This window comes from Citrobacter sp. Ce119 (genome assembly GCF_030334525.1).
GTDB classification, from domain to species: domain Bacteria; phylum Pseudomonadota; class Gammaproteobacteria; order Enterobacterales; family Enterobacteriaceae; genus Citrobacter; species Citrobacter europaeus.
Genome location: NZ_JAOWDR010000060.1, coordinates 227,883 through 250,099, shown reverse-complemented (window position 1 = coordinate 250,099; position 22,217 = coordinate 227,883). Strand labels below are relative to the sequence as shown.

At 50.4% G+C, this 22,217-nt stretch carries 18 protein-coding genes and 1 tRNA gene; 7 read left to right on the top strand and 12 right to left on the bottom strand.

From position 1 onward, the window contains the following. Nucleotides 1-180: 180 nt before the first annotated feature. The 3 genes from fadJ to OGV80_RS21470 all read right to left on the bottom strand — a co-directional run bounded on the left by fadJ (nucleotide 181) and on the right by OGV80_RS21470 (nucleotide 4,099). Entirely contained in the window at nucleotides 181-2,328 is a 2,148-nt protein-coding gene (fadJ, locus tag OGV80_RS21480) for a fatty acid oxidation complex subunit alpha FadJ (RefSeq protein ID WP_080626274.1), read from the bottom strand. Continuing rightward, the gene (gene fadI / locus OGV80_RS21475; protein WP_043017084.1) at nucleotides 2,328-3,638 is read right to left on the bottom strand and encodes an acetyl-CoA C-acyltransferase FadI; all 1,311 of its coding nucleotides are present in this window, start codon (nucleotides 3,636-3,638) and stop codon (nucleotides 2,328-2,330) included. Before fadI ends, fadJ begins: the two co-directional genes overlap by 1 nt. A gap of 176 nt (nucleotides 3,639-3,814) precedes the next feature. After that, nucleotides 3,815-4,099, bottom strand: a complete 285-nt coding sequence (locus OGV80_RS21470) for a YfcZ/YiiS family protein (RefSeq protein ID WP_003028186.1) — start codon at nucleotides 4,097-4,099, stop codon at nucleotides 3,815-3,817. A gap of 371 nt (nucleotides 4,100-4,470) precedes the next feature. Here OGV80_RS21470 and fadL point away from each other — a divergent pair, with 371 nt between their 5' ends. Then, nucleotides 4,471-5,751: a long-chain fatty acid transporter FadL gene (gene fadL / locus OGV80_RS21465; protein ID WP_043017085.1), complete on the top strand. Its 1,281-nt coding sequence runs from the start codon at nucleotides 4,471-4,473 to the stop codon at nucleotides 5,749-5,751. A gap of 59 nt (nucleotides 5,752-5,810) precedes the next feature. On the opposite strand, the gene mlaA is transcribed toward fadL, so the two are convergent. Then, nucleotides 5,811-6,566: a phospholipid-binding lipoprotein MlaA gene (mlaA, locus tag OGV80_RS21460; RefSeq protein WP_043017086.1), complete on the bottom strand. Its 756-nt coding sequence runs from the start codon at nucleotides 6,564-6,566 to the stop codon at nucleotides 5,811-5,813. Between the two features lie 288 nt (nucleotides 6,567-6,854). Between mlaA and OGV80_RS21455 the strand changes: the two genes are divergently transcribed. Both OGV80_RS21455 and OGV80_RS21450 read left to right on the top strand, forming a co-directional pair. Next, nucleotides 6,855-7,796 (top strand): formate/nitrite transporter family protein, encoded by a 942-nt coding sequence (locus OGV80_RS21455; protein WP_043017087.1) that lies wholly within the window; start codon nucleotides 6,855-6,857, stop codon nucleotides 7,794-7,796. Between the two features lie 75 nt (nucleotides 7,797-7,871). Beyond that, nucleotides 7,872-7,943, top strand: a tRNA-Arg gene (locus OGV80_RS21450). 51 nt (nucleotides 7,944-7,994) lie between these two features. On the opposite strand, the gene OGV80_RS21445 is transcribed toward OGV80_RS21450, so the two are convergent. Further along, nucleotides 7,995-8,624, bottom strand: coding sequence for an ECs1377 family protein (locus OGV80_RS21445; RefSeq protein ID WP_043017088.1), 630 nt, complete (start codon nucleotides 8,622-8,624; stop codon nucleotides 7,995-7,997). A gap of 174 nt (nucleotides 8,625-8,798) precedes the next feature. After that, on the bottom strand, nucleotides 8,799-10,697 hold the full coding sequence (locus OGV80_RS21440) for a methyl-accepting chemotaxis protein (RefSeq protein WP_047409736.1): 1,899 nt from the start codon (nucleotides 10,695-10,697) through the stop codon (nucleotides 8,799-8,801). 373 nt (nucleotides 10,698-11,070) lie between these two features. Here OGV80_RS21440 and OGV80_RS21435 point away from each other — a divergent pair, with 373 nt between their 5' ends. Further along, complete coding sequence (locus OGV80_RS21435) at nucleotides 11,071-11,610, top strand: DUF2058 domain-containing protein (protein WP_043017090.1); 540 nt, start codon at nucleotides 11,071-11,073, stop codon at nucleotides 11,608-11,610. A 104-nt stretch (nucleotides 11,611-11,714) separates the two neighbouring features. On the opposite strand, the gene pgtA is transcribed toward OGV80_RS21435, so the two are convergent. Genes pgtA through pgtC form a run of 3 tightly spaced genes read right to left on the bottom strand, consistent with a single transcriptional unit; the run spans nucleotide 11,715 to nucleotide 16,157 of the window. Continuing rightward, nucleotides 11,715-12,962 (bottom strand): two-component system response regulator PgtA, encoded by a 1,248-nt coding sequence (pgtA, locus tag OGV80_RS21430; protein WP_047409734.1) that lies wholly within the window; start codon nucleotides 12,960-12,962, stop codon nucleotides 11,715-11,717. Further along, a complete protein-coding gene (gene pgtB / locus OGV80_RS21425; protein ID WP_193145567.1) occupies nucleotides 12,952-14,946 on the bottom strand; it encodes a two-component system sensor histidine kinase PgtB in 1,995 nt (664 codons plus the stop codon). Before pgtB ends, pgtA begins: the two co-directional genes overlap by 11 nt. Nucleotides 14,947-14,957: 11 nt before the next feature. After that, nucleotides 14,958-16,157, bottom strand: coding sequence for a phosphoglycerate transport regulator PgtC (pgtC, locus tag OGV80_RS21420; protein ID WP_155762297.1), 1,200 nt, complete (start codon nucleotides 16,155-16,157; stop codon nucleotides 14,958-14,960). 416 nt (nucleotides 16,158-16,573) lie between these two features. On the opposite strand from pgtC, the gene pgtP reads away from it, so the two are divergent. Then, complete coding sequence (gene pgtP / locus OGV80_RS21415) at nucleotides 16,574-17,965, top strand: phosphoglycerate transporter PgtP (protein WP_043017094.1); 1,392 nt, start codon at nucleotides 16,574-16,576, stop codon at nucleotides 17,963-17,965. Nucleotides 17,966-18,072: 107 nt separating this feature from the next. On the opposite strand, the gene OGV80_RS21410 is transcribed toward pgtP, so the two are convergent. Further along, entirely contained in the window at nucleotides 18,073-18,315 is a 243-nt protein-coding gene (locus tag OGV80_RS21410) for a YfdY family protein (RefSeq protein ID WP_043017095.1), read from the bottom strand. Nucleotides 18,316-18,754: 439 nt separating this feature from the next. Between OGV80_RS21410 and lpxP the strand changes: the two genes are divergently transcribed. Continuing rightward, nucleotides 18,755-19,675, top strand: coding sequence for a kdo(2)-lipid IV(A) palmitoleoyltransferase (lpxP, locus tag OGV80_RS21405; RefSeq protein ID WP_286515731.1), 921 nt, complete (start codon nucleotides 18,755-18,757; stop codon nucleotides 19,673-19,675). A gap of 41 nt (nucleotides 19,676-19,716) precedes the next feature. On the opposite strand, the gene OGV80_RS21400 is transcribed toward lpxP, so the two are convergent. Further along, nucleotides 19,717-20,331, bottom strand: coding sequence for a lysozyme inhibitor LprI family protein (locus OGV80_RS21400; protein WP_200000962.1), 615 nt, complete (start codon nucleotides 20,329-20,331; stop codon nucleotides 19,717-19,719). Nucleotides 20,332-20,674: 343 nt separating this feature from the next. Here OGV80_RS21400 and ypdK point away from each other — a divergent pair, with 343 nt between their 5' ends. Then, on the top strand, nucleotides 20,675-20,746 hold the full coding sequence (gene ypdK / locus OGV80_RS21395; protein ID WP_010723117.1) for a membrane protein YpdK: 72 nt from the start codon (nucleotides 20,675-20,677) through the stop codon (nucleotides 20,744-20,746). Nucleotides 20,747-20,812: 66 nt separating this feature from the next. Here the strand turns inward: ypdK and alaC are convergent, their stop codons facing one another. Next, nucleotides 20,813-22,051 (bottom strand): alanine transaminase, encoded by a 1,239-nt coding sequence (alaC, locus tag OGV80_RS21390; RefSeq protein WP_043017098.1) that lies wholly within the window; start codon nucleotides 22,049-22,051, stop codon nucleotides 20,813-20,815. Nucleotides 22,052-22,217: the final 166 nt, after the last annotated feature.

Genomic DNA, 22,217 nt, shown 5'->3' with positions numbered 1-22,217 from the left:
CCGACACCTTTATCCGCAGCCCCTATTGACCGTGGTAACGATGTGGTGGCCGGCATTGTGCCTTATCCATTCACCGAATGAAACGCTGTTTTTTACCTCAACGACGTAAGTATAGTCAATCTCTGTTTACATTTTGAGCGAGACCCATACATTCAGTGCGGATTCATCCTACGTTTGACCTCATGAATTCAGGTCAGTTTCCCCAGTATTCCAGAATTTTTCACCGCGTTCCGCCATCTGCAATAACTGCTCACACGGTGTAAACCGCGAGCCGTATTGCGTGGTCAGTCGTTGCAGAGTCGCAACCACTTCACCCGCGCCGAGAGAATCCATATACCGGAACGGGCCGCCGAGGAATGGCGGAAAACCAATACCAAATACAGCGCCGATGTCGCCATCACGCGCGCTGCGGACTATCTTCTCGTCGAAACAGCGTGCTGCTTCATTGAGCATTAACATGACGCACCGCTCAGCTATCTGCACGGCGGTAAGCCGGCCCTGACCCTGGACGCCAATAAGCGTATAAATTGCAGGGTCGACCTGTTTTTTGCTTTTACGCCCTTTCACTCCATAAAGATAGAAACCCCGACCATTTTTTCTACCTTTGCGATCGTCATTCAAAATTGAAGCAACAACATTTGCAGGCGCGCTAAAACGTTCTCCATATGCAGCCTCAAGCACTGGTATAATTTTAGTGCCCGTATCAATTCCGACCTCATCCAAAAGTTGGATTGGCCCGACCGGAAAACCAAACTTAACCAGCGCGGCGTCAATGGTTTCAACCCGCTCGCCTTCGGTTAGCATACGTATAGCTTCGTTGATGTAAGGCGCTAAAATGCGGTTAACATAAAATCCAGCCTTATCCCTGACCACTATCGGTGTTTTACCCTGTTTTTTCGCCAGCTTAACGGTTGTCGCAATGGTCTGCTCAGAGGTCGTGGCATGCGGGATAACCTCGACCAGCGGCATCTTTTCCACCGGGCTAAAGAAGTGTAAACCAATGACTTGTTCAGGCCTGGCAGCGTTCGCTGCAATATCGCCAATCGGCAAAGAAGAGGTGTTTGAGGCAAAAATGGTATGAGATGCGCAATTCTGCTCAACTTCTGCCACCATCTGTTGTTTTAAGGCCAGATCTTCAAAAACGGCTTCAATAATCAGGTCGCGATGCGCAAAGCCACGGTAGTCGGTTGATCCCGAAATCAGCGCCAGCTGTTTATCACGCTCGCTGCCTTTGATATGACGGCGGCGAACCTTCGTTTCAAGCTGTTCCCAGCTGTACTTCAGCGCGTGGTTGATTCCCTTAGCGTTTATGTCTTTGATACGCACCGGTACGCCGCCTTTACAGGCCGTCACGTAAGCAATACCGCCGCCCATCAGACCACCGCCCAAAATGCCTACGCTGTTAAGCGGGCCGGGTTTCGCATCACTTCCCGGATCCTTTTTCACATCGGTGTTGGCAAAAAAGATGTGCCGCAGCGCCTGAGACTGAGATGTCATCGCCAGTTCACCAAACGCGCGGGCTTCTGCGTCGTAACCGCTGCTGCTACCTTGCGCCAGACCGGTTTCGATGACCTCAAGGATACGCTCTGTTGCAGGGTAGTTACCTTGCGTTTTTTGCGCCGTCTTTTTACTGGCCATGCGGAATAACAGCGCCCGCCCCAGCGGCCCCGCTAACACACGCTCTCGCACCGGCAGAGTTCGATGAGCTGAACCGTCCTTTTTAGCCAGTTCCACGGCGGCTTCCAGTAAAATGGTATGCGGTACAACTTCGTCCACTAAGCCAACTTTCAGCGCCTGTTTTGCGCGTAATTGTTTTCCGGAGAGGATCATATCCAGCGCGGTACTAACGCCAATCAGACGGGGCAGTCGCTGCGTACCGCCGGAGCCAGGCAGCAGACCAAGCTGCACTTCCGGCAAACCCAGTACGGTTTTAGCATCATCGGTACAAATACGGTTATGGCACGCCAGCGCCATTTCCAGGCCACCGCCGAGGCATGCGCCATGAATCGCGGCGATAACCGGGATCGGCAAAGCATTAATTTCCGCCATAATCTGCTGCCCCTGACGGGCCAGCGTTTCGGCTTCCTGTGCGCTGCGACAGCTACCGATCATGTTGATATCCGCCCCGGCGATGAAGTTATCGGGTTTAGCCGAAATGAACACTACGCCACGCAATGCTTTGTTATCGCGAATTTGTTTCAGAATGGCCCGCACCTGAGAAGCAAACTCCGCCTTCAGGGTATTCATTTTTTCTCCGGGCACATCAATGGTGACAACAGCAACGTTATCCAGACGTACGTTTAGCGTAAAAGCCGATGTCATTTCCATTATTCCGCCTCCAGAACCATTGCCGCACCCAAACCACCTGCAGCACAGGCTGTCACTAAACCAAAACCGCCGCCACGACGTCGTAACTCATGGAGGGTTTGGGTGATCATCCGCGCGCCGGTCGCCGCAAAAGGATGTCCATAGGCAATCGATCCGCCCAGCACGTTAAATTTGCTGTCATCAACCTCGCCAGTGGCATGCGCCCTGCCCAGCACGTCGCGGGCGAAACGTTCGCTGCCCAGCAGTTGAAGATTCGCCAGCGTTTGTGCGGCAAAGGCTTCATGCATATCGATCAGGGTTAAATCTGCCATCGTCAGACCCGCTCTTTCCAGAGCAAGCGGCGTTGACCACGCCGGTCCCAGCAGCATGTCCTGCCAGACATCAATGGCGGTAAAGGCAAAACTACGCAAGTATCCCAGCGGCACCAGTCCCAGCTCTTTCGCGCGCGACTCCGTCATCATAATCACGGCGGCTGCGCCGTCAGTTAGCGGGGTACTGTTCGCCGCGGTCACTGTGCCATGCTTGCGGTCAAAGGCCGGACGCAATTTTGCGTAATCGGCCAGCGTAGAGTTGCCGCGAATATTGTTATCTTCTGCAAAAGGATCTTTAAACGGCGGTGCGTAGGTCGTCATCACCTCATCTGCCAGTTTTCCTTCAGCCCACGCCTGAGCGGCACGCTGATGAGAACGATGCGCCAGGGCATCCTGTTGCTCTCGCGTAATACCATAAGTTTTGGCCATTTGCTCGGCCGTATCCCCCATGCGTAAACCGGTAGAATACTCAGCGACGGCTGGCGGCACAGGCATCAGGTCACGTAAGCGCAGTCGGGAGAAAAGTTTAAGACGCTGACCGGTGGTCCGGGCCTTATTGACATCCACCAGCACCCGCGCCAGCTTTTTGCTGACGCCAATCGGCAGAACTGACGACGAGTCCGCACCGCCGGCAATTCCTGCGCGAATCGTCCCCGCCATCAGGCTTTCCGCGACATTCGCCACTGCCTGAAAGCTGGTGGCACAGGCCCGGCTTACGCTGTAGGCATCCGTGTGCACATTCATCCCGGTCCCCAGCACAATTTCACGAGCAATATTGGGGGCTTCAGGCATTTGCACCACCTGGCCAAAAACCAGTTGTTCAATCACATCTGCGGGTATTTCGCTGCGCGCCAACAGTTCGCCAACAACCATTTTCCCCAAATCTACGGCGGGAATGCCATGAAATGCGGTTGCCTGACGGGCAAATGGCGTACGCAATCCGCTTACGATGGCGATGCGATCGCCCTGGCGGGTAACCAGCGGTAAAGCCTGACTCATAACACTCCCCTGTAAAAAATAAAAATAAGTGGTCTGACCTGATCACAGTCTTAACCAATTTTTTACATTTAGCCAAGCGGAGAGAAAAGAAAGTGGGAGCTAAGACACAGTGAATAATCACTGACAGTTACGAAAAAGCCCTTGCTACCAGGCAGCAAGGGCTTTTTTTGAAGGGATTAACGCAGGCCCAGCTGGAAGATCAGCGTTTCAGCTTCACAGGCAAAAACAAAGTCGATATCCAGACGCACACCTTCAGACACTTCAGTAAAGGTCGAGGTGATTTGGCAAGGCTCAGATTCCACGCCACGCGCCTTTTCAGTCAGAGCAGCCAGCGTTTCTTCTGCTTCTGCGCGATTCGCGAACACACGGCTGTATGACGCGGTGCAATCGGAGTTGTCCATGATGGTGCCAACATCCATACAGCAGCAAACCGGGGTTTCATCAGCACTGCATTTACTCATTGTAGATTTCCTCTGTATTCGCACCTGAGGTGCCAGATAAACGATGGGGATATTTTACGCTCCCATTATTCGCCTCTCCAGTCGTTAATTGTATGAAATGAGATAAGTGACCGAAATCACACTTAAAAATGATCTAAAACAAAAATCACCCAAACAGGTGAGTGCGCATACCCGCAATTTTGCCAGCTGGATCGCGTTTCCGAGATCAGAATTGAAAATATTTATAAACATACTTGCAACATTTCAGCTGGTCCGACCTATACTCTCGGCACTGGTCTGATTTCTAAGTCGTACCTCAGACCCTACACTTCGCGCTCCTGTTACGGTATGTAACATTGTTTGTATAAAAATAAATCAATGAGGTTATGGTCATGAGCCAGAAAACCCTGTTTACAAAGTCTGCTCTCGCAGTCGCAGTGGCAATTATCTCCACACAGGCCTGGTCTGCAGGCTTTCAGTTAAACGAATTTTCTTCCTCTGGCCTTGGCCGGGCATATTCGGGTGAAGGCGCTATTGCAGATGATGCAGGTAACGCCAGTCGTAACCCGGCACTGATTATGATGTTTGACCGCCCTACTTTTTCTGCGGGTGCGGTGTATATCGATCCAGACGTTAATATTTCCGGTAGATCGCCATACACCGGACGCAGCACCGATGCGGACAACATCGCCCCTACGGCGTGGGTTCCCAATGCTCACTTCGTGATGCCTATTAACGACCAGTTTGGTTGGGGTGCATCTGTCACGTCAAACTACGGTCTGGCAACCGAATTTAACGACAGCTACATCGTCGGCGAATACGGCGGTAAAACCGACCTTAAAACGGTCAACCTGAACCTGAGCGGAGCCTATCGACTGAATGATAGCTGGAGCTTTGGTGTTGGTTTTAATGCCGTTTACGCCGATGCAAAAATTGAACGTTATTCCGGCGAACAAACTGCTGCATTGCCGAAAGTGGACCAGAAAATCGCCAGCCTGAAAGGTGATGAATGGGGCTACGGATGGAACGCCGGTATTTTGTATGAGCTGGATAAAAATAACCGTTATGGCTTAACGTACCGCTCTGAAGTCAAAATCGACTTTGATGGCGATTATAAAAGTGGTATCCGTACTCAGGCCAACGCGTTACCTGGCGCAGGCACGGCGTTCCCGTGGGGAACAACCAATGCCACAGTCCCAGGTTCTCTGACGCTTAACCTGCCGGAAATGTGGGAACTGTCGGGCTACAACCGTGTAGACCCGCAGTGGGCGATTCACTACAGCATCGCATACACCAGCTGGAGCCAGTTCCAGGAGCTGAAAGCAACCGGCACCAACGGACAGACGCTGTTCTATAAAGAAGAAGGCTTCAAGGATTCTTACCGCATCGCGCTGGGTACCACTTATTACATGGATAAAAGCTGGACCTTCCGCACCGGTATCGCCTATGACGATAGCCCGGTTCCTGCGAGCAAGCGTTCCATCTCCATTCCTGACCAGGACCGCCTGTGGCTGAGTGCGGGTACGACTTACGCATTCAATGATGATGCGTCCATCGACGTTGGCGTCTCTTATATGCACGGTCAGAAAGTGACCGTCAAAGAAGGCCCGTATACTTTCGACTCTGAAGGTAAAGCCTGGTTGTTCGGTACCAACTTCAACTACGCATTCTGATTTTCTTCAGATATAAAAAAGGTGAGCTTTTTAGCTCACCTTTTTATTTTCATCAGTCCTTACTCGGAATCGATCTCTTTTAAATCGTCCTGAATGTCTTTCGCGTTCGGGTTTTCTTCTGGTTTGAGTTTCCCACCGTTCGCAATAAAGTCATGACGCTGGAAGTAAGCCTCACGCACCATGATGTAAGGATCGGAAGACTGACGCAGCAGACCGTCGGAATCGAGCAGCTGCGCGCGGGTTTCAATCCCTTCAACCGTCCATTTGCCTATCGACAACGGCCATGTCAGCCAGGACAGTACCGGATACAGCGTATCCACCATGTCGCCGCCATCATCACGCAACGTGAAGCTGCCATAGAATGGAAGCTGCATATACGGTCCGTAACCAACGTCATAATGGCCTAACGTACTACCAAAACGGTGCGGTTCAACGCGCTGTAACTTCGGATTAGCCATACCTGCCACGTCAATAAGGCCGCCCATACCTAACAGAGTATTCAGGAAGAAACGGGTAAAGTGCACCATTCCCTGATAAGGGTCACCTTGCAGGAAGTAGTTAACCATGACGGCCGGCTCTTCAAGGTTGCCGGTAAAGTTACTTAAACCATTACGTGCCGGCTGCGGGACATAATCACGCCAGGCTACGGCTACCGGTCGAACAACGTATGGATCTAAAACATTAAAGTTGAAGTTGTACATGGTGCGGTTGAACCCTTCAAATGGATCCGAACGCCCCTGCTGTTCAGTACCGGAGCTCGCACACCCCACCAAAAGTGTGGTTCCCAGCGCAAGCGCCGACAGGCGAAGCTTCATAAGTGTCTCCCTGTGTATTATGGCTATCGCTGATTGCCATCCATGACGGAACGAGGACGTATCCGCCTGTTTAGATGTGAGCGATTGTAACAGCACGTCAAATGATGTCTATATACCCTGTCTTACTGATTTGATCATAGCCTGGTAATACGCACTCCGCGGCGGTTCTATTCTAGCTAACCCGATAAAAACAAACGTTACCATTTTTGCTATCTCAGACTTTCTCCCGCTGATTTTCGGACAAAAGCCGCTACGCTTTAGCAATACGTGCTAATTCGGGATTCGGCTATGAATGACATTGAGAAAGAAAAGATTGATCGGCACAGCGACGAGCTTCAGGTCGAAAGTGATGAAAAGTTAGAGGGTAAAAAGATTGAGGTCGACGAGGACAGGCTCCCCTCCCGCGCCATGGCGATCCATGAACATATCCGCCAGGATGGGGAGAAAGAGATGGAGCGCGACGCGATGGCGCTATTATGGTCAGCCATCGCTGCAGGGCTGTCGATGGGCGCCTCGCTACTGGCTAAAGGGATTTTTCACGTACAACTGGAAGGCGTACCAGGGGGATTTTTACTGGAGAACCTCGGTTATACCTTCGGCTTTATTATTGTCATTATGGCCCGCCAGCAACTCTTTACCGAAAATACCGTCACCGCCGTACTGCCGGTGATGCAAAACCCAACCCTCGGCAATTTTGGCTTGTTGATGCGCCTGTGGAGCGTGGTTCTGCTGGGTAATATTATTGGCACCGGGGTTGCAGCATGGGCGTTTGAGCATATGCCGATTTTTGATGAAGAGACCCGCGATGCTTTCGTCAAAATCGGTATGGACGTGATGAAAAACAGCCCAACAGAGATGTTTTCTAACGCGATTATTTCTGGCTGGTTAATTGCCACGATGGTGTGGATGTTTCCTGCTGCCGGGGCAGCAAAAATTGTGGTCATTATTCTGATGACCTGGCTGATTGCGTTAGGCGATACCACGCACATCGTGGTCGGTTCGGTGGAAATTCTCTATCTGGTCTTTAATGGCACGCTGCACTGGAGTGATTTTTTCTGGCCCTTCGCGCTACCAACGCTCGCCGGAAATATCTGTGGCGGAACGTTTATCTTCGCGCTGATGAGCCATGCGCAGATCCGCAATGATATGAGCAACAAACGCAAGGAAGAAGCCAGGTTGCAAGCAAAGCGTGATGAGCAAAAGCAGAAAAACCAGAAAAAACAGGACTAAATGGTGACTGTTTGAGCAGTCGGGCGGCTTGAGACTTACCGTTGTGAGGAAAAAACGCTATACTCGTGCCGCTTCGTCCCCTTAGTTAAATGGATATAACGAGCCCCTCCTAAGGGCTAGTTGCAGGTTCGATTCCTGCAGGGGACACTCTGAAATTAATGCTTCCTGCTTAAATCCAATCATTTACCAGTCAGTTCATCACAGGGCCTGGCGATAAAACGGCACATTCCTCACTGTTGCAGTCAGATTGTCGGACACTATCGTCTGCTCTGTAGCTATCCGCATCCCCGATTTTCTCAGCCTCAGTACGTCAGCAGCTATACGTTGGCTGCCAAACCAGAAAAGCCCATCCAGAGCCGTGACATCAAGACCAGACTCCAGAGCCAGCTTCAGTCGTTCACGCGGCGCTTTTACCGCTTTAGCAATCTGCTGATATGGCGCTTCGCTTGAACCTGCAGGGCCAATGCGTCGGATACGATGCGACAGACGGTATTGAAATTCATCCGGGATCCCGTCGAGATTCGCTTTCAGGCTGTAAACACAACCAAAGCGTTTGCCGTTAAAGATGACGTTTTTCTGACTAAGCTGCAACTCTTCACGCACGCTGGCAATCAGTTGTGGAGTACGGAGTAATAACAAGCGGAAAGGCAGCTCAAAACTGGTCACATAGTCTACATTCAATAAAGCAATACGCAGACGTTCTTGCGGCCCCGCCTTCAATTCCCGACATTCAGTAATAACATCAGCCCACTGGCCCCTAAGGCGGGAACTCTCAGTCGCCTCAGTAAAACTGTATTTTTCAGTCTCATAATCAATACGTTCAGTCACACGGAATTCCCTTCTGGCCACATCTCGGTATCGGTTGTTCACTTTACCAGCGACAAGATTGCTATGTCAGGAATCTTTTCTTAACCCGCCCAATATTTGCTTCATATCATCACACAAAGATGAAGACAACTGACCGATCCGACGCAATTACCGGATCGGTACAGCGGCGTCATGTCAGACAACAAAACGATTGACCAGCCCCTTCATGGTGACCGACAGATTGTCCAGCCGCTGGCTGTCGCTCGCAGCCTGAGAAACCAGCGCCGCATTTTGCTGAGTAACCTGCTCCATCGGTCGCAGCGCCAGGTTTATTTGGGTTACCCCTTGCGACTGTTCCGTCGCCACACGCGCGATATCCGCAATATATTGCTTCATACTGGTGGTATTGTCCGCTGCCGCTTCCAGCGCGGTAGCAGACGCCGTGACCCGCTCAACGCCCTCACTAATTTTGACCATATTCTGCGCAACCAGCTCGCGGATCTGGTTAGCTTCTTTGGCGCAACGCTGCGAAAGATTCCGCACTTCACTGGCCACAACCGCAAATCCCCGGCCCATCTCTCCCGCCCGCGCTGCCTCCACTGCCGCATTCAGCGCCAGCAAATTGGTCTGAAACGAGATATCATCAATTGAGGTGACAATATTCGATATTTTCTCACTGGAAGCGCGAATATCCCCCATACTCTGGTTCGCCGCACTGGCAACGTTGCTCGCCTGCCGAACTTCTTTTTCCAGCCTGATTGTCAGATGCTCCGCTTCACGGGCATTATCCGCCGTTTGCGTAATCGTCGTTGATAGCTGCTCCATACTGGCCACGGCTTGTACTATTGATGCTGCCTGTTCATCCGTGCGTTGGGCCAGATCCTGATTACCCGCCGTAATACTGCTGCTGGCATCGGACAAAACCACGGAGCCTTGTTTAATCTCCTGTACGATATGCTGGATACTTTCCAGCATGGTGTTATAGGCACGATTAAGTGAGGAAAGCTCATCTTTACCCGGCGTCGCCAGACGTTGAGTCAGATCGCCATTCATACCCGCAATCTTGCGCAGAGTGTCGCTGAATTGGCGATGCATATTGACTGCGATGGCTCCGGCAAAGGTCAATGATGCCAGTAGCGCTAACAAGCTGACGACCATATATATTTGCCAGTTTTTTCGTGCATCCTGTGCAAGTTTTTCCGCATTCGCCAACAGAAGATTCGCCGTCACATTTTCTATCTGCCGCATCACTTCAATACGCTGGGTTTGTACTTTAAACCAGACAGTTGGATCGACATCAAATCCACCGTTGGCGGCATGGCTAAACGCGGTTTCACGAAATGAGAGGGCTTTTGACGCTTCTGCAGATTGTAAGCGATTTTTCAACATGGCCGCCTGTTCCGGCGAGCTCAGGCGCAACGATTGTGCCAGCCAGACGTTCTGTTTACTGACGACATCACTGAGCTGATGTAACTGTCCTTCGGCGAAATGACCGGAGGAAAAGATATTTGATAACAGTGCTCGTTCAATACCTGCTTGTTCTTTCAAATTCAGCAGGTTGTAGTAGGCGGCGAATGCGTTTGCCATTTCGCCAGAATCCGTCAACTGCCCCAACTTGCCGACAAAACTCAGCACATCAGCAATGACGTTGGTGTAAAACTTCACCACATCTGCGGCTGGAAGCCCCAACTGCGTGACATTTTCCCTGATGGTGGCAAGCGAAAGAATGTTTTTCTTAAACGCAGCGACAGAGGTAGCAACATCCCCTTCCGGTAATGCAGTATCGGACAACGAGCGCACGAAAACCTCAATCTCGCGATCGGTCAAAGCCCGTTGTGCATTTAACTCATCTTTGAACGTTTTCCCTGCAGCGCCCAGAAATCCGACACTCATTCCCCGTTCTTTTTGCAGTTCATGCACCACATTTCCGGCACTGCGAGCGAGCGCTGTCAGCTGGGCAATATTCTCCATCTGCCGTTCTGTCTCAATGCGCGTCAATATTCCTGAACCTGCAAACCAACATAACGCCAGTAATAGTGGTTGTAGCGCGATTATTAACTTCATTTTCATCGGCATTCGATAAACCCACCACATGCTACTCCCCTCCATTGTCCATATTTTCATTATGGTTATCGGCGTTAAGAGGCTGCACTTTAAATTTTATCAAGAAGCAAGTGGTTGTTTTATAGATTGAATATCTGCCAAAATAACTCTATTTGATTATAACCGACAATACAAACATCTGTAACACAAAGCCTCATTGAATCTTTATCTCATTTTTTCAATTTATTTAGCATATTATTAAAGTTTGAGAAATTGGGTAACTATCAACACGATTCATAAAAAAGTCAGCCCCATAACAGTTACAATTGCTGGAGGTAACTGTTGTCACACGGCCATTATCTGGCATCCCGCCGAACGTTGAGGTTATAATCCTTACAACGATTTTTTTGGATTAGAAGCGACAATGACAAAACTTACCCTACAAGAACAGATGCTTAAAGCAGGTCTGGTCAGCAGCAAAAAAATGGCGAAAGTGCAGAGAACGGCTAAGAAATCGCGCGTTCAGGCTCGTGAAGCCAGAGAAGCGGTTGAGGAGAATAAAAAAGCGCAGATCGAGCGTGATAAGCAACTCAGCGAACAACAAAAGCAGGCCGCGTTGTCTAAAGAGTATAAAGCGCAGATCAAACAACTGATTGAAATGAATAAAATCACCATTACCCGTGGCGATATTGGTTACAACTTTACTGACAATAATCTGATCAAAAAAGTCTATGTTGATAAGGTGACCCAGTCTCAGTTGATCAAGGGCCGTCTGGCCATTGCCCGTCTGACGGCTGAAAGTGGTAGCGAGAGCGAATACGCCATCATTCCGGCAGTCGTCGCCGACAAGATTGCCCAGCGCGATGCAAGCTATATCGTGCTTAATTGCGAACTGAGCCAGGAAGCGAAGGATGAAGACGATCCGTATGCTGATTTTGTCATTCCTGATGATCTGATGTGGTAAGCGAAACATCCCAATAATCACCCGGAATTTCATCGCATATTTCGGTGAACGCTAACGCCGCCACCGAAATACTGTCAACGTCTCCTCCTCCCCGATCCTGGCCACTAAAACTTATAGTGTTCTTTGCTCAACCCGTATTTTCTCATGCGTAAATAGAGTTTTTTACGCGGGATTTGTAAATACTCCGCGACTTCATTAATACGTCCCTGATGGATATTTAGCGCTTCAGTAATGATCTGCCGCTCGTACTCTTCAACCCGACGGTCAAGCGGTGTCGGTTCGGGCAGATGCAGCTGCGGATTCGCGGTTTCAGCCAGTGGAAGCAGACCAACGGCAAAAAGCTCGGCGGCATTCGCCAGTTCACGGACATTGCTTAACCACACACGACGCCGCATGCCTTTCAGTAAATCTCCTTCAACCTCGGGCACGGGATGGTTCAGGCGCAGACAGGCTTTCTGCAGATAATGTCGAAACAGCGGCTCAATATCATCCGGGCGCTGTGACAGAGGTTGGCAGCCGATTTGCGTCATCGCAAAACAGTAGTAGAGTTCGGCCACAATCTGATTGGTTGCCGCCAGTTCCACCAGCGATGTAGCGCCAATACCTATCAGGCGAAACGGACGCCGTTCCTGGCTTTGCAGATGTACCAGATGGTGCTGTTGTTCACGCGTCAGGCACTCAATATGGCTCAGGACCAGCGTTCCCCCTTGCGCTTGAGTAATAAGGTCATTCAGTTGCCCCGCATTCTCTAACGTCAATTCCCCACGGATAAACGGCCCTTCGGTATTACGCCCAAGCTGGTGTAAATAACGAGCGCCAGTCATACGCCCCGTTCCCGGCTCGCCATAAAACCAGACGGCAATGTCCGTTTCAGCCAGGTGCTGGAGGCGCTGGCGATACTGATTGACCCAGTCACTGTAGCCAAGCAGTTCAACCTGGAGCTTTTGCTGGCAATAGTGGCGACGAGCAATCACGGATTTTCTTTGGCGCAGCGCATCTTCTACCAACGACAGCAGTTTGCCGGGATCGATCGGCTTTTGCAGAAAATCCCATGCGCCTTTCTTCACGGCCTCTACCGCCATAGGGACGTCGCCATGTCCGGTGATCAATAGGATCGGCAGCTGATTATCATCCTGATGAAACAACGTCATCAAATCAATTCCATTGCAGCCAGGCATGCACACGTCGCTCAGTACAATTCCCGGCCAGTCGGCCTGCAGCCAGTTTCGGGCGTCATAAGGGTTACTGCATGCGCAGACACGATACCCCTCTTGTTCAAGCAACAGGGTGTAAGCGTCGAGAACATCGGCATCATCATCAATCAGCAGAACAGAATATTCATCACTCAACATCGTTTACATCCGTCAGATTAAATTGCAAAACGACGCAGGCATTATGACCCGGCGTCGAGGCCAGGCGCAGTTCGCCGTCCATTTGCGTCATTAACGATACACAAATCGATAAGCCAATACCGAGACCCACATCCTTACTGGTGGTAAACGGTTTTAACAGTGATGGCAATAACGCCTCTGGCCAGCCGGGACCGTTATCACAGACAAAGACGCACAACTGGCTGCCCTCAGCCTGCCAGTGAACGTCTATGTGCGCGGCAGTCGGACATGCATCCAGCGCATTTGCCAGGACGTTTACCAACACCTGCTGAATACGCACTTCATCACCTGCCACCCACACGCTCCGGTCTGGAAGCGTCAGCGTGCCCTGCTGCGGCTTATGCCGCATAGCCAACAGTTCCCAGGCAGCGCTGAACGTTTGTCGTAGGTCGACCGGATGCAAAGGCGCGCCCGGTTCGGCCCGACGCGCAAACTGACGCAGTGAACGAATAATGGCATCGATGCGGGTAATCAGCCCCTCTGCTTTAGCCAACGTACTTCTGGCCTGAGCGGATTGGCCCTGCTCAATTGCCCTTCCCGCCGTAAACAAGTACATCGACAGCGCATTTAGCGGTTGGTTAATTTCATGCGCCAGCGTGGTCATGGTCTGACCAACCACCGCCAGCTTTGCCGTCTGGATCAGTTCATCCTGCATCGCCCGGAGATCGGACTCAATCTCCTTACGCTCCGTCACTTCTTGCTCCAACTGATTTTTTTGCGCACTCAACTGACCCAGAGTATGGCGCAGCAAGCCTGCAATACGCCCCAGCTCATCGCGCCCATAAACCGGGATAGTAGCATCCGTTCTGCCAAGACCAATTTGCACCACGGCCTGGTTGAGCGCGGTAAAACGCTTCACCAGCCGCGAACGAATGAAGTAGTGGTTAAGCCCCCAGGCAAGAAGTAGCGCGAGCAGCGTAGCCAGCAAAATAAGTCCGCCGCTGACGCGAACAATCTGTTCCAGCCGCTGGTTAAACATCTGCATTTGCTGATGGCTACTTCCCAACTGCGCTTCCAGCAGCGTTCGAAAGCGCCCGAGCGTTGCCTCTCGGGTATGGTTGGCATCAACCAGCGCTTTTTGCGCGGCGACATAATCGCGCATGGTATCGGGCATTTTATTTTTCATCATGCCGATTTCCAGCAGCTCGTCGATAGTTTGCCGCAGGGTTATCGTACTGGGCCAGTCATCGAGGGTACGGATATTTTCATCCGCCGTTTTTTTCAGGTTCTCCAGATAGCGGATGTGATTTTCCACCAACATGCCGTCGTCACTACCCGACTTCAGTTCATTGAGCCTGTCGCGTAAATCATCAACGATCTGATTTTCAATTCTTGCCAGGGTGTAGACCTGCTGCTGCTCGTTTTGCACCTCTCTGGCACGTTTGAGATACAGCGCAGCATCACCATTTTTGGCCTCGATTTGATCCAGCAACGTCCCCTGCTGCCAGGTAAAATCCTGCACCAGTGAATTCAGCTCAGTAGTAAAATCATCATGAAGCCAGTCGATGCGCGCGGAAAGTTCACTCACTTTTTCACGCACAAGGAACAGGTTGTAGAGCACCCGATCCAGTTCCGCCATCAGCGCCCGGCTGTCTTGCAAAAGCACCGCCAGTTGCTGCTGCTCTGTCGGTTGCAAGCCCCGGCTCAGCACCTCAATCTTATCCAGATGGGAGATTATTTGATTGCGTAGCTGCAACCTTACCGTGGTGTTGGGGGCCAGCAGGAACTCATTCAGTTGATCCACAACCAGGTTGAGATTCCCTTCAATCAAAAAAGCGGAATGCACGCGCGGGAAGTAATCATCAAGCGAATAACGTATCTGCGAGCTTTGCTCATGCCAGGAGTACAAACTGACGCAGCTTACGCTCAGCGTCAGTAATGCGCCGGTAAGGAAAGCGCCCCGCAGGCTGCTGCTGATGCTGAGCTGACGCAGGCGTTGCAGTATCGATCCACCTTTCATTTTAACTCTTCCAGTTTGGAAATAGCCTGACGCTGATTTTTAAGAAACCACAACTGCCACTCCATCATCTGCTGTTCGGCCACGCTTTTATTATCAAATTGCGCAAGCCAGGCCTCATCTTCACTGTTCCTGGCATCTATCGGAACGCTGGTCAGCAGCGCTCTGATTTCGGGTAGCGGGCGTTTCAGGCGCGCTTCGGCACTGTAGAGCGCCCGCCATGCATCTTTCAGTTGCGCGAGTCGAAAACTGATCGCGGTATCAAACATCCGCTGTACCAGCCGTTGTCGCTTAAGGATCAGGCGATAATTAAGCGCTGGCTGGCTCATCAAAATTGCCTGCTGAGCCGCGCGTGGGTTATCAGGCGCGAGCTGAGTAACCGGATATTTTCCCGTGTTCGCATCGGCAAGGATCCGCTGCCCTTCAGGGCTTAACAGATAACGGATAAATCGACGCGCTTCATTGGGGTGCTGGCTGTTCTTAAGAACGGCAACGTAAGTAGGCGAAACCGCCGAGCGAGGAAAATAGGTAAAAGCCAGGTGCGGATCGTTTAGCAACAGGTTGGCATAGTTATCAATGACCGGCCCCGCCACGCCCAGACCGCTCTTAATTTTGTCGGCCACACCAAAACTGCGAGATGAAATAGTGACCAGATTACCGGCACTGGCCAACAGCGTCGCCCAGCCCTCTTCCCATCCTTTTTGCTGCAGCAGCGACTCAACCATCAGGTGGTTGGTATCGGAACGCGACGGGCTACTCATTAACAACGCGTTCTGATATTTAGGTTGCGTTAAATCCCCCCAGTCAGCAGGAGGCGACAAATGACGCGCCGCCAGCGCAGAACGGTTAATTAGCAGACCAAAACCAGATATCGCAACGGCCACGGAGGTAGAACGAATCGAGTCAGGCACCAGCCGCTGGCTTTCCGGCAGTACATTATCGAAGGGCGCCAGCTTCTGATGCTCCTGAAGATGCTGCAACAGCATGGGCGACGAGGTCAGAATCAGATCGACGTTTTCCGCATTGGCAGTATCAAGCAGTTGTTCCAGTGAACTGCTGGTCCGGTTTAACGTGCGAATCATCACTGACCCTGGCTCCGTCTGCCAGCGCTGGATAATCCAGGCCGTTGCCCCTGGGGAAAAAGTAGTCGCCATCACCAGTTCTTTCCCCAAAGCCAGACTACTCACCGACAGCGACATAAAACAGAGCAAGATCGCCCAAAAGCGCCCCCGACCCAAAAGTCTGTTTGTGATCCCGTTCATAAATACCAACATGTGCAAAAAATAATATTGAGACAAAACTTACCCGTTTATCACCGCTGGGGGAGAAGAATAAGGTTATTCGTACAATAACCAAACGGAAAGTGACGACATCAGTAAAGAATACCCGAAAATGCGGTCTGAATTTGTTAATATCCGCACACACCGAAGATAAAAATGCCCGTAAAAGAATAGATTCTAAAATCCTTTATTTAAAAAGAGTCAAAATCAGCTACGCAATACACAATTTGTGTCAATAGTGACTCATTTCATCAACTTGAGTTTCCCTGCCTTCTATTTCACTCTTCACAGCGAAAAATCCTGATATTCACATCAATATAAATTTAGGTGATGATATGTTATCAATATTTAAGGCAGGGCCAGCGGCAAATAAAGTCCCGGCGGAGAAAGTCCAGGCTACTTATAGCCGATACCGCATGCAGGCATTACTCAGCGTATTTCTTGGCTATCTTGCGTACTATATTGTGCGCAATAACTTCACGCTCTCAACTCCATACCTGAAAGAGCATCTGGATCTCAGTGCTACGCAGATTGGCTTACTTAGCAGTTGCATGCTTATTGCCTATGGGATCAGTAAAGGCATAATGAGCAGTCTGGCAGATAAGGCCAGCCCAAAAGTCTTCATGGCATGCGGCCTGATCCTGTGTGCTATCGTCAACGTAGGCCTGGGGTTCAGTACCGGATTCTGGATTTTTGCCGCTCTGGTCGTTTTCAACGGTTTGTTCCAGGGGATGGGCGTCGGCCCTTCATTTATTACCATCGCTAACTGGTTTCCACGTAAAGAGCGTGGACGCGTTGGCGCATTCTGGAATATCTCACATAACGTTGGCGGAGGTATTGTCGCGCCGATTGTTGGTGCCGCCTTTGCCATTTTGGGGAGCGAACACTGGCAAAGCGCCAGCTATATTGTCCCAGCCGGCGTTGCCGTACTGTTTGCTTTTATTGTACTGCTGCTGGGGAAAGGCTCACCGCGTCAGGAAGGCTTACCGGCACTAGAGCAAATGATGCCGGAAGAAAAAGTCGTATTAAATACCCGACACGTTGTCGAAGCGCCAGAAAATATGAGCGCCTTCCAGATCTTCTGCACCTATGTCCTGCGCAATAAGAATGCCTGGTATGTTTCACTGGTAGACGTCTTTGTTTATATGGTGCGTTTTGGCATGATTAGCTGGCTGCCAATTTATTTATTAACCGAAAAACATTTCTCGAAAGAACAAATGAGCGTAGCGTTCCTGTTTTTCGAATGGGCGGCAATTCCATCCACATTACTGGCGGGTTGGCTCACTGATAAACTGTTTAAAGGCCGCCGCATGCCGCTGGCTATGATCTGTATGGCGCTGATTTTCGTCTGCCTGATCGGCTACTGGAAAAGTGAATCGTTAGTGATGGTCACTATTTTTGCCGCCATCGTGGGTTGCCTGATTTATGTTCCGCAGTTCCTCGCGTCCGTTCAGACGATGGAAATTGTCCCCAGTTTCGCGGTAGGTTCTGCGGTCGGGTTACGCGGATTCATGAGCTACATTTTTGGCGCATCCCTGGGAACCAGTCTGTTTGGCGTGATGGTCGACAAAATGGGATGGCATGGCGGATTCTATCTGTTGATGGGTGGGATTGTCTGCTGCATCCTGTTCTGCTACCTCTCTCATCGTGGCGCGCTGGAGCTCGAACAACAGCGAAAAAATGCTCAGCAAGAGGAAGCCTCACTCCAGTTGGCAGATGCCCGGTAATCGACGTAGGTTTCGCAAAAAAGTGCCAGCGATGCTGGCACTTCAATAACTCAGATAAATATAAGTCGCTCTGTGTGATAATGTATTGCTAATAGTAACATTCCTAATTATCGCTTACCGTAGCCCACCATAAAGCGAATAATCAAACCGCATGCAGGGGCAAGAAAAAGGAATAATCCGGTTACCATTTCGTTACCATTGGTCAACCGCATAGTAAAAACGTAAATTAATGCCGTAAGGATGGCCATACCGAGAAAAGCGCTGATTGACGCCGCAGCGCCCATAACCTGCCAGATATAGCAACTGACGCACAAAATGCTCAGTGCAAGAAAGATCCAGAAATAGAACATAGCGATACCTCCTGTCTGCCATAAACTTAACCTAAGTCCTTACACTCCCTTAACTTTATATTCTAAGATAGTTCCTATCTTCATGCAATTTAAGCAACATCTTAGTTACATATGTCATTCGCCTGCGTACTGTTAACTCTTCAACAGACTGTTATTTAATCTGCATAAAAACAACGAATTATATATAGGTTAATTTTTGTTCTTAATCGCCCTAAAAACATTTACGAATCTTGAGTAATTATTTCTGGCTGACATTAATCTTCGGGTGTACATTGTGCGTCCGATCATTCATGCCCCCTCGTGGTTTTGTCCTGACTCAGTTTTACACTCTTTACAGGAACCAATGTCGTTCATGGCGGCCTAACGATCAGTGCAGAGTGTAAAGCGACTGACAAAGAATCTTCGCGATACATCTATTTCGTATCAACAACAGGTGCTTATGTTCCCCCAATGTAAATTTTCATGCGCGTTTTTGCATCCGCGCTACTGGCTCACATGGTTTGGTGTTGGTGTGCTCTGGTTACTGATACAACTTCCCTATCCCGTATTGTGTTTTCTTGGTACCCGTACAGGAACGCTTGCTCGTCCATTTTTGAAACGCCGTGAATCTATTGCACGTAAAAATCTCGAACTCTGTTTCCCGAATCTGTCGCAAGATGAAAGAGACAAGCTGGTCGATGAGAACTTTCGTTCACTCGGCATGGGACTGCTTGAAACAGGTATGGCCTGGTTCTGGCCGGACCGCCGGGTGCGTAAATGGTTTGACGTAGAAGGGCTCGACAACCTGAAACGCGCCCAATTGCAAAACCGTGGCGTGATGGTTGTAGGCGTACACTTTATGTCGCTCGAGTTAGGTGGTCGCGTAATGGGGCTTTGCCAACCGATGATGGCAACCTATCGCCCGCACAACAATAAGTTGATGGAGTGGATCCAAACCCGCGGTCGTATGCGCTCTAACAAGGCCATGATCGGCAGAAATAATCTGCGTGGTATTGTCGGTGCCCTGAAAAAAGGCGAGGCCGTATGGTTTGCCCCCGATCAGGACTATGGTCGCAAAGGGAGTTCATTCGCCCCGTTCTTCGCAGTCAAAAACGTTGCGACCACTAACGGCACTTACGTATTGTCACGGTTATCGGGCGCAGCAATGCTGACAGTAACCATGGTGAGAAAAGCAGATAACTCCGGTTACCGCCTGTTCATCACCCCGCAAATGGAAGGTTACCCGGCAGATGAAAGCCAGGCTGCAGCGTATATGAACAAAATTATCGAAAAAGAGATCATGCGCGCACCCGAGCAGTATCTCTGGATCCACCGCCGCTTCAAAACTCGCCCGATGGGTGAAGCCTCGTTATATATCTAAAAAGAAAGGCCGTAAGGCCTTTCTTTTTTTCCGCAGTTGAATTACTTAACGCCCCACTTGTTCTGGAGTTCAGTCATTCGCTCATTATAGTTACGGGCAATACAGGCTGGCTTGTCCTGCTCTTTCCAGCACTCATTACGCCCTTTCACCCAGCCGCGCTGCTCTGCTTTGAGCGTCGGGTTATTACCCGATTTCACCAGCGCCTGCTTGTAGGCCCCATTTAGCGCCATATCCATAGCTGAGAGCGCAGGGCTCTGGCAGATAGCCTCTTCGATACTGCCTTTTGCTACCGCAGCGCAGGAAAAAGAAGGCCCGCTGCTGGTCGGTTTTTTTGCCCCGGAAAAGTCAATATTGTCTTCAGGCAGGCATACCCCGTGCTTTCGATTCGGCCCGCTCCAGGAAACATCCGGATTCCCGTCATCTTTGCGGGAGATAGAAACGGTATTGTTACCGCTTTTTGCTTCCCAATAGTTTTCATTAAAAGCCTTCACCGTCGCCTTCGTGCCATCAATCCAGACATTGCCTTTACCATCACTATTCACACCACCAATACTTGCGCAGCTGAAATTGAATGCCAACGGCGAGGCCGCCATCGACGTCAATGGCGTAAGAACGAGTGCTAACATCATTAATCTGGTCATTTTTAACCTTTTCATTATCTAATTCCGCGAAAAATTAACCGCATTAACATCATGGCGATATGAGAATTCTCCGAGTAACCATTACGTCGCTCAATAGCAATTTATTACCGGCAGAAATTAAACTGTCGCCGAATCACGACACTTGTAAGTTATTAAAATCAAATAAAAAAATGCCTCTTGTCTCGCCTCATTTTTAGGCGTACATTAGCGCCGTCTGGAGCATGAAAGCTCAGAATTCTGAGGTGATGCAGCCAAGCAAACGAGGGGAATTCTCCCTTTCGTTTACGCGTGCATCAGCTCTCTGTCAGGTAAGCATATGTTCATTTAGACGTACCTCAGGTACGCGGAGAGATGAAAAGTGAAATATTTCTTTATGGGCATTTCTTTTATGGTCATCGTTTGGGCCGGTACTTTCGCCCTGATGATCTAAATTAAAAGACGCAGCAAAAAAAACAGGAGCCATCAGGCTCCTGTTTGCTTTTGGGGAATCGGGTTGTTAGTCGGTACTTTCAGTAGCCGATTTTGCACTGGCAGGCAGTAAGCCATCGGCGCGAAACATCGCTTTAATACCGCGAATCGCCTGGCGAGTACGGTCGCGGTTTTCAATTAGCGCAAAGCGCACGTGCGTATCGCCATAATCACCAAATCCAATCCCCGGAGAAACGCAGACCTTCGCTTCGTTCAGCAGCTTCTTGGCAAATTCAAGTGACCCCATCCCGGCGTAATGCTCTGGAATTTTCGCCCAAACGTACATCGAGGCTTTTGGCATCTCGACCATCCAACCGGCTTCATGCAGCCCTTTTACCAGTACGTCTCGACGGCGTTTATATTGCTCCGCAATATCCCGTACGCACTGCTGATCGCCTTCCAGCGCGGCGATAGCTGCAACCTGCAACGGCGTAAAGGTTCCGTAATCGTGATAGCTCTTAATTCGTGCCAGCGCGTTGACCAGCGTTTTATTACCCACCATAAAACCGATACGCCAGCCCGCCATGTTGTAGCTTTTCGACAGGGTGAAAAATTCAACCGCAACATCGCGAGCACCCGGTACCTGCATAATCGACGGCGCTTTCCAGCCATCGTAGACAATATCGGCATAGGCCAGGTCATGAACCACCAGCACGTCATAGCGTTTCGCCAGGGCCACGACTTTTTCGAAGAACTCCAGCTCGACGCACTGCGCAGTCGGGTTAGAAGGGAAACCTAAGATCATCATCTTCGGTTTAGGATAGCTTTCGCGAATCGCACGCTCCAGCTCATTAAAGAAATCGACGCCGTCGACCAGCGGCACTGAACGTACCTGCGCGCCAGCAATCACCGCACCATAAATATGGATCGGATAGCTCGGGTTCGGTACAAGGACGGTATCACCGTGATCCAGCGTTGCCAGCATCAGGTGCGCCAGTCCTTCTTTAGAACCAATCGTCACAATCGCTTCGGATTCCGGATCGATCTCAACGTCATAGCGTTCCTGGTACCAGCGGGAAATCGCCCGACGCAGACGCGGAATGCCGCGCGAGGTGGAATAACCGTGAGTATCCGGGCGCTGCGCCACGGTACACAGTTTTTCAACAATATGAGGAGGCGTGGCCCCATCCGGGTTCCCCATGCTGAAATCGATAATATCTTCGCCGCGCCGACGCGCAGCCATCTTCAGCTCAGCAGTGATGTTAAAAACGTAAGGGGGAAGGCGATCAATACGCGTAAAGCGACGTTCAGGGCGGGAGTCAGCCATAATATCCTCAGATTAACGTTAGCGCCCGGACCGTCCGAGCGACGCTGCCACGATGGTGACACGTTTAGAAAATAGCCTGAATAATTTCCTTCTGTCGAGAGGCAAAGCAAAATATTTTTTATTAACGAAAAAGAGGAACAACAAGAAAAAATAGGGAAATAACCTT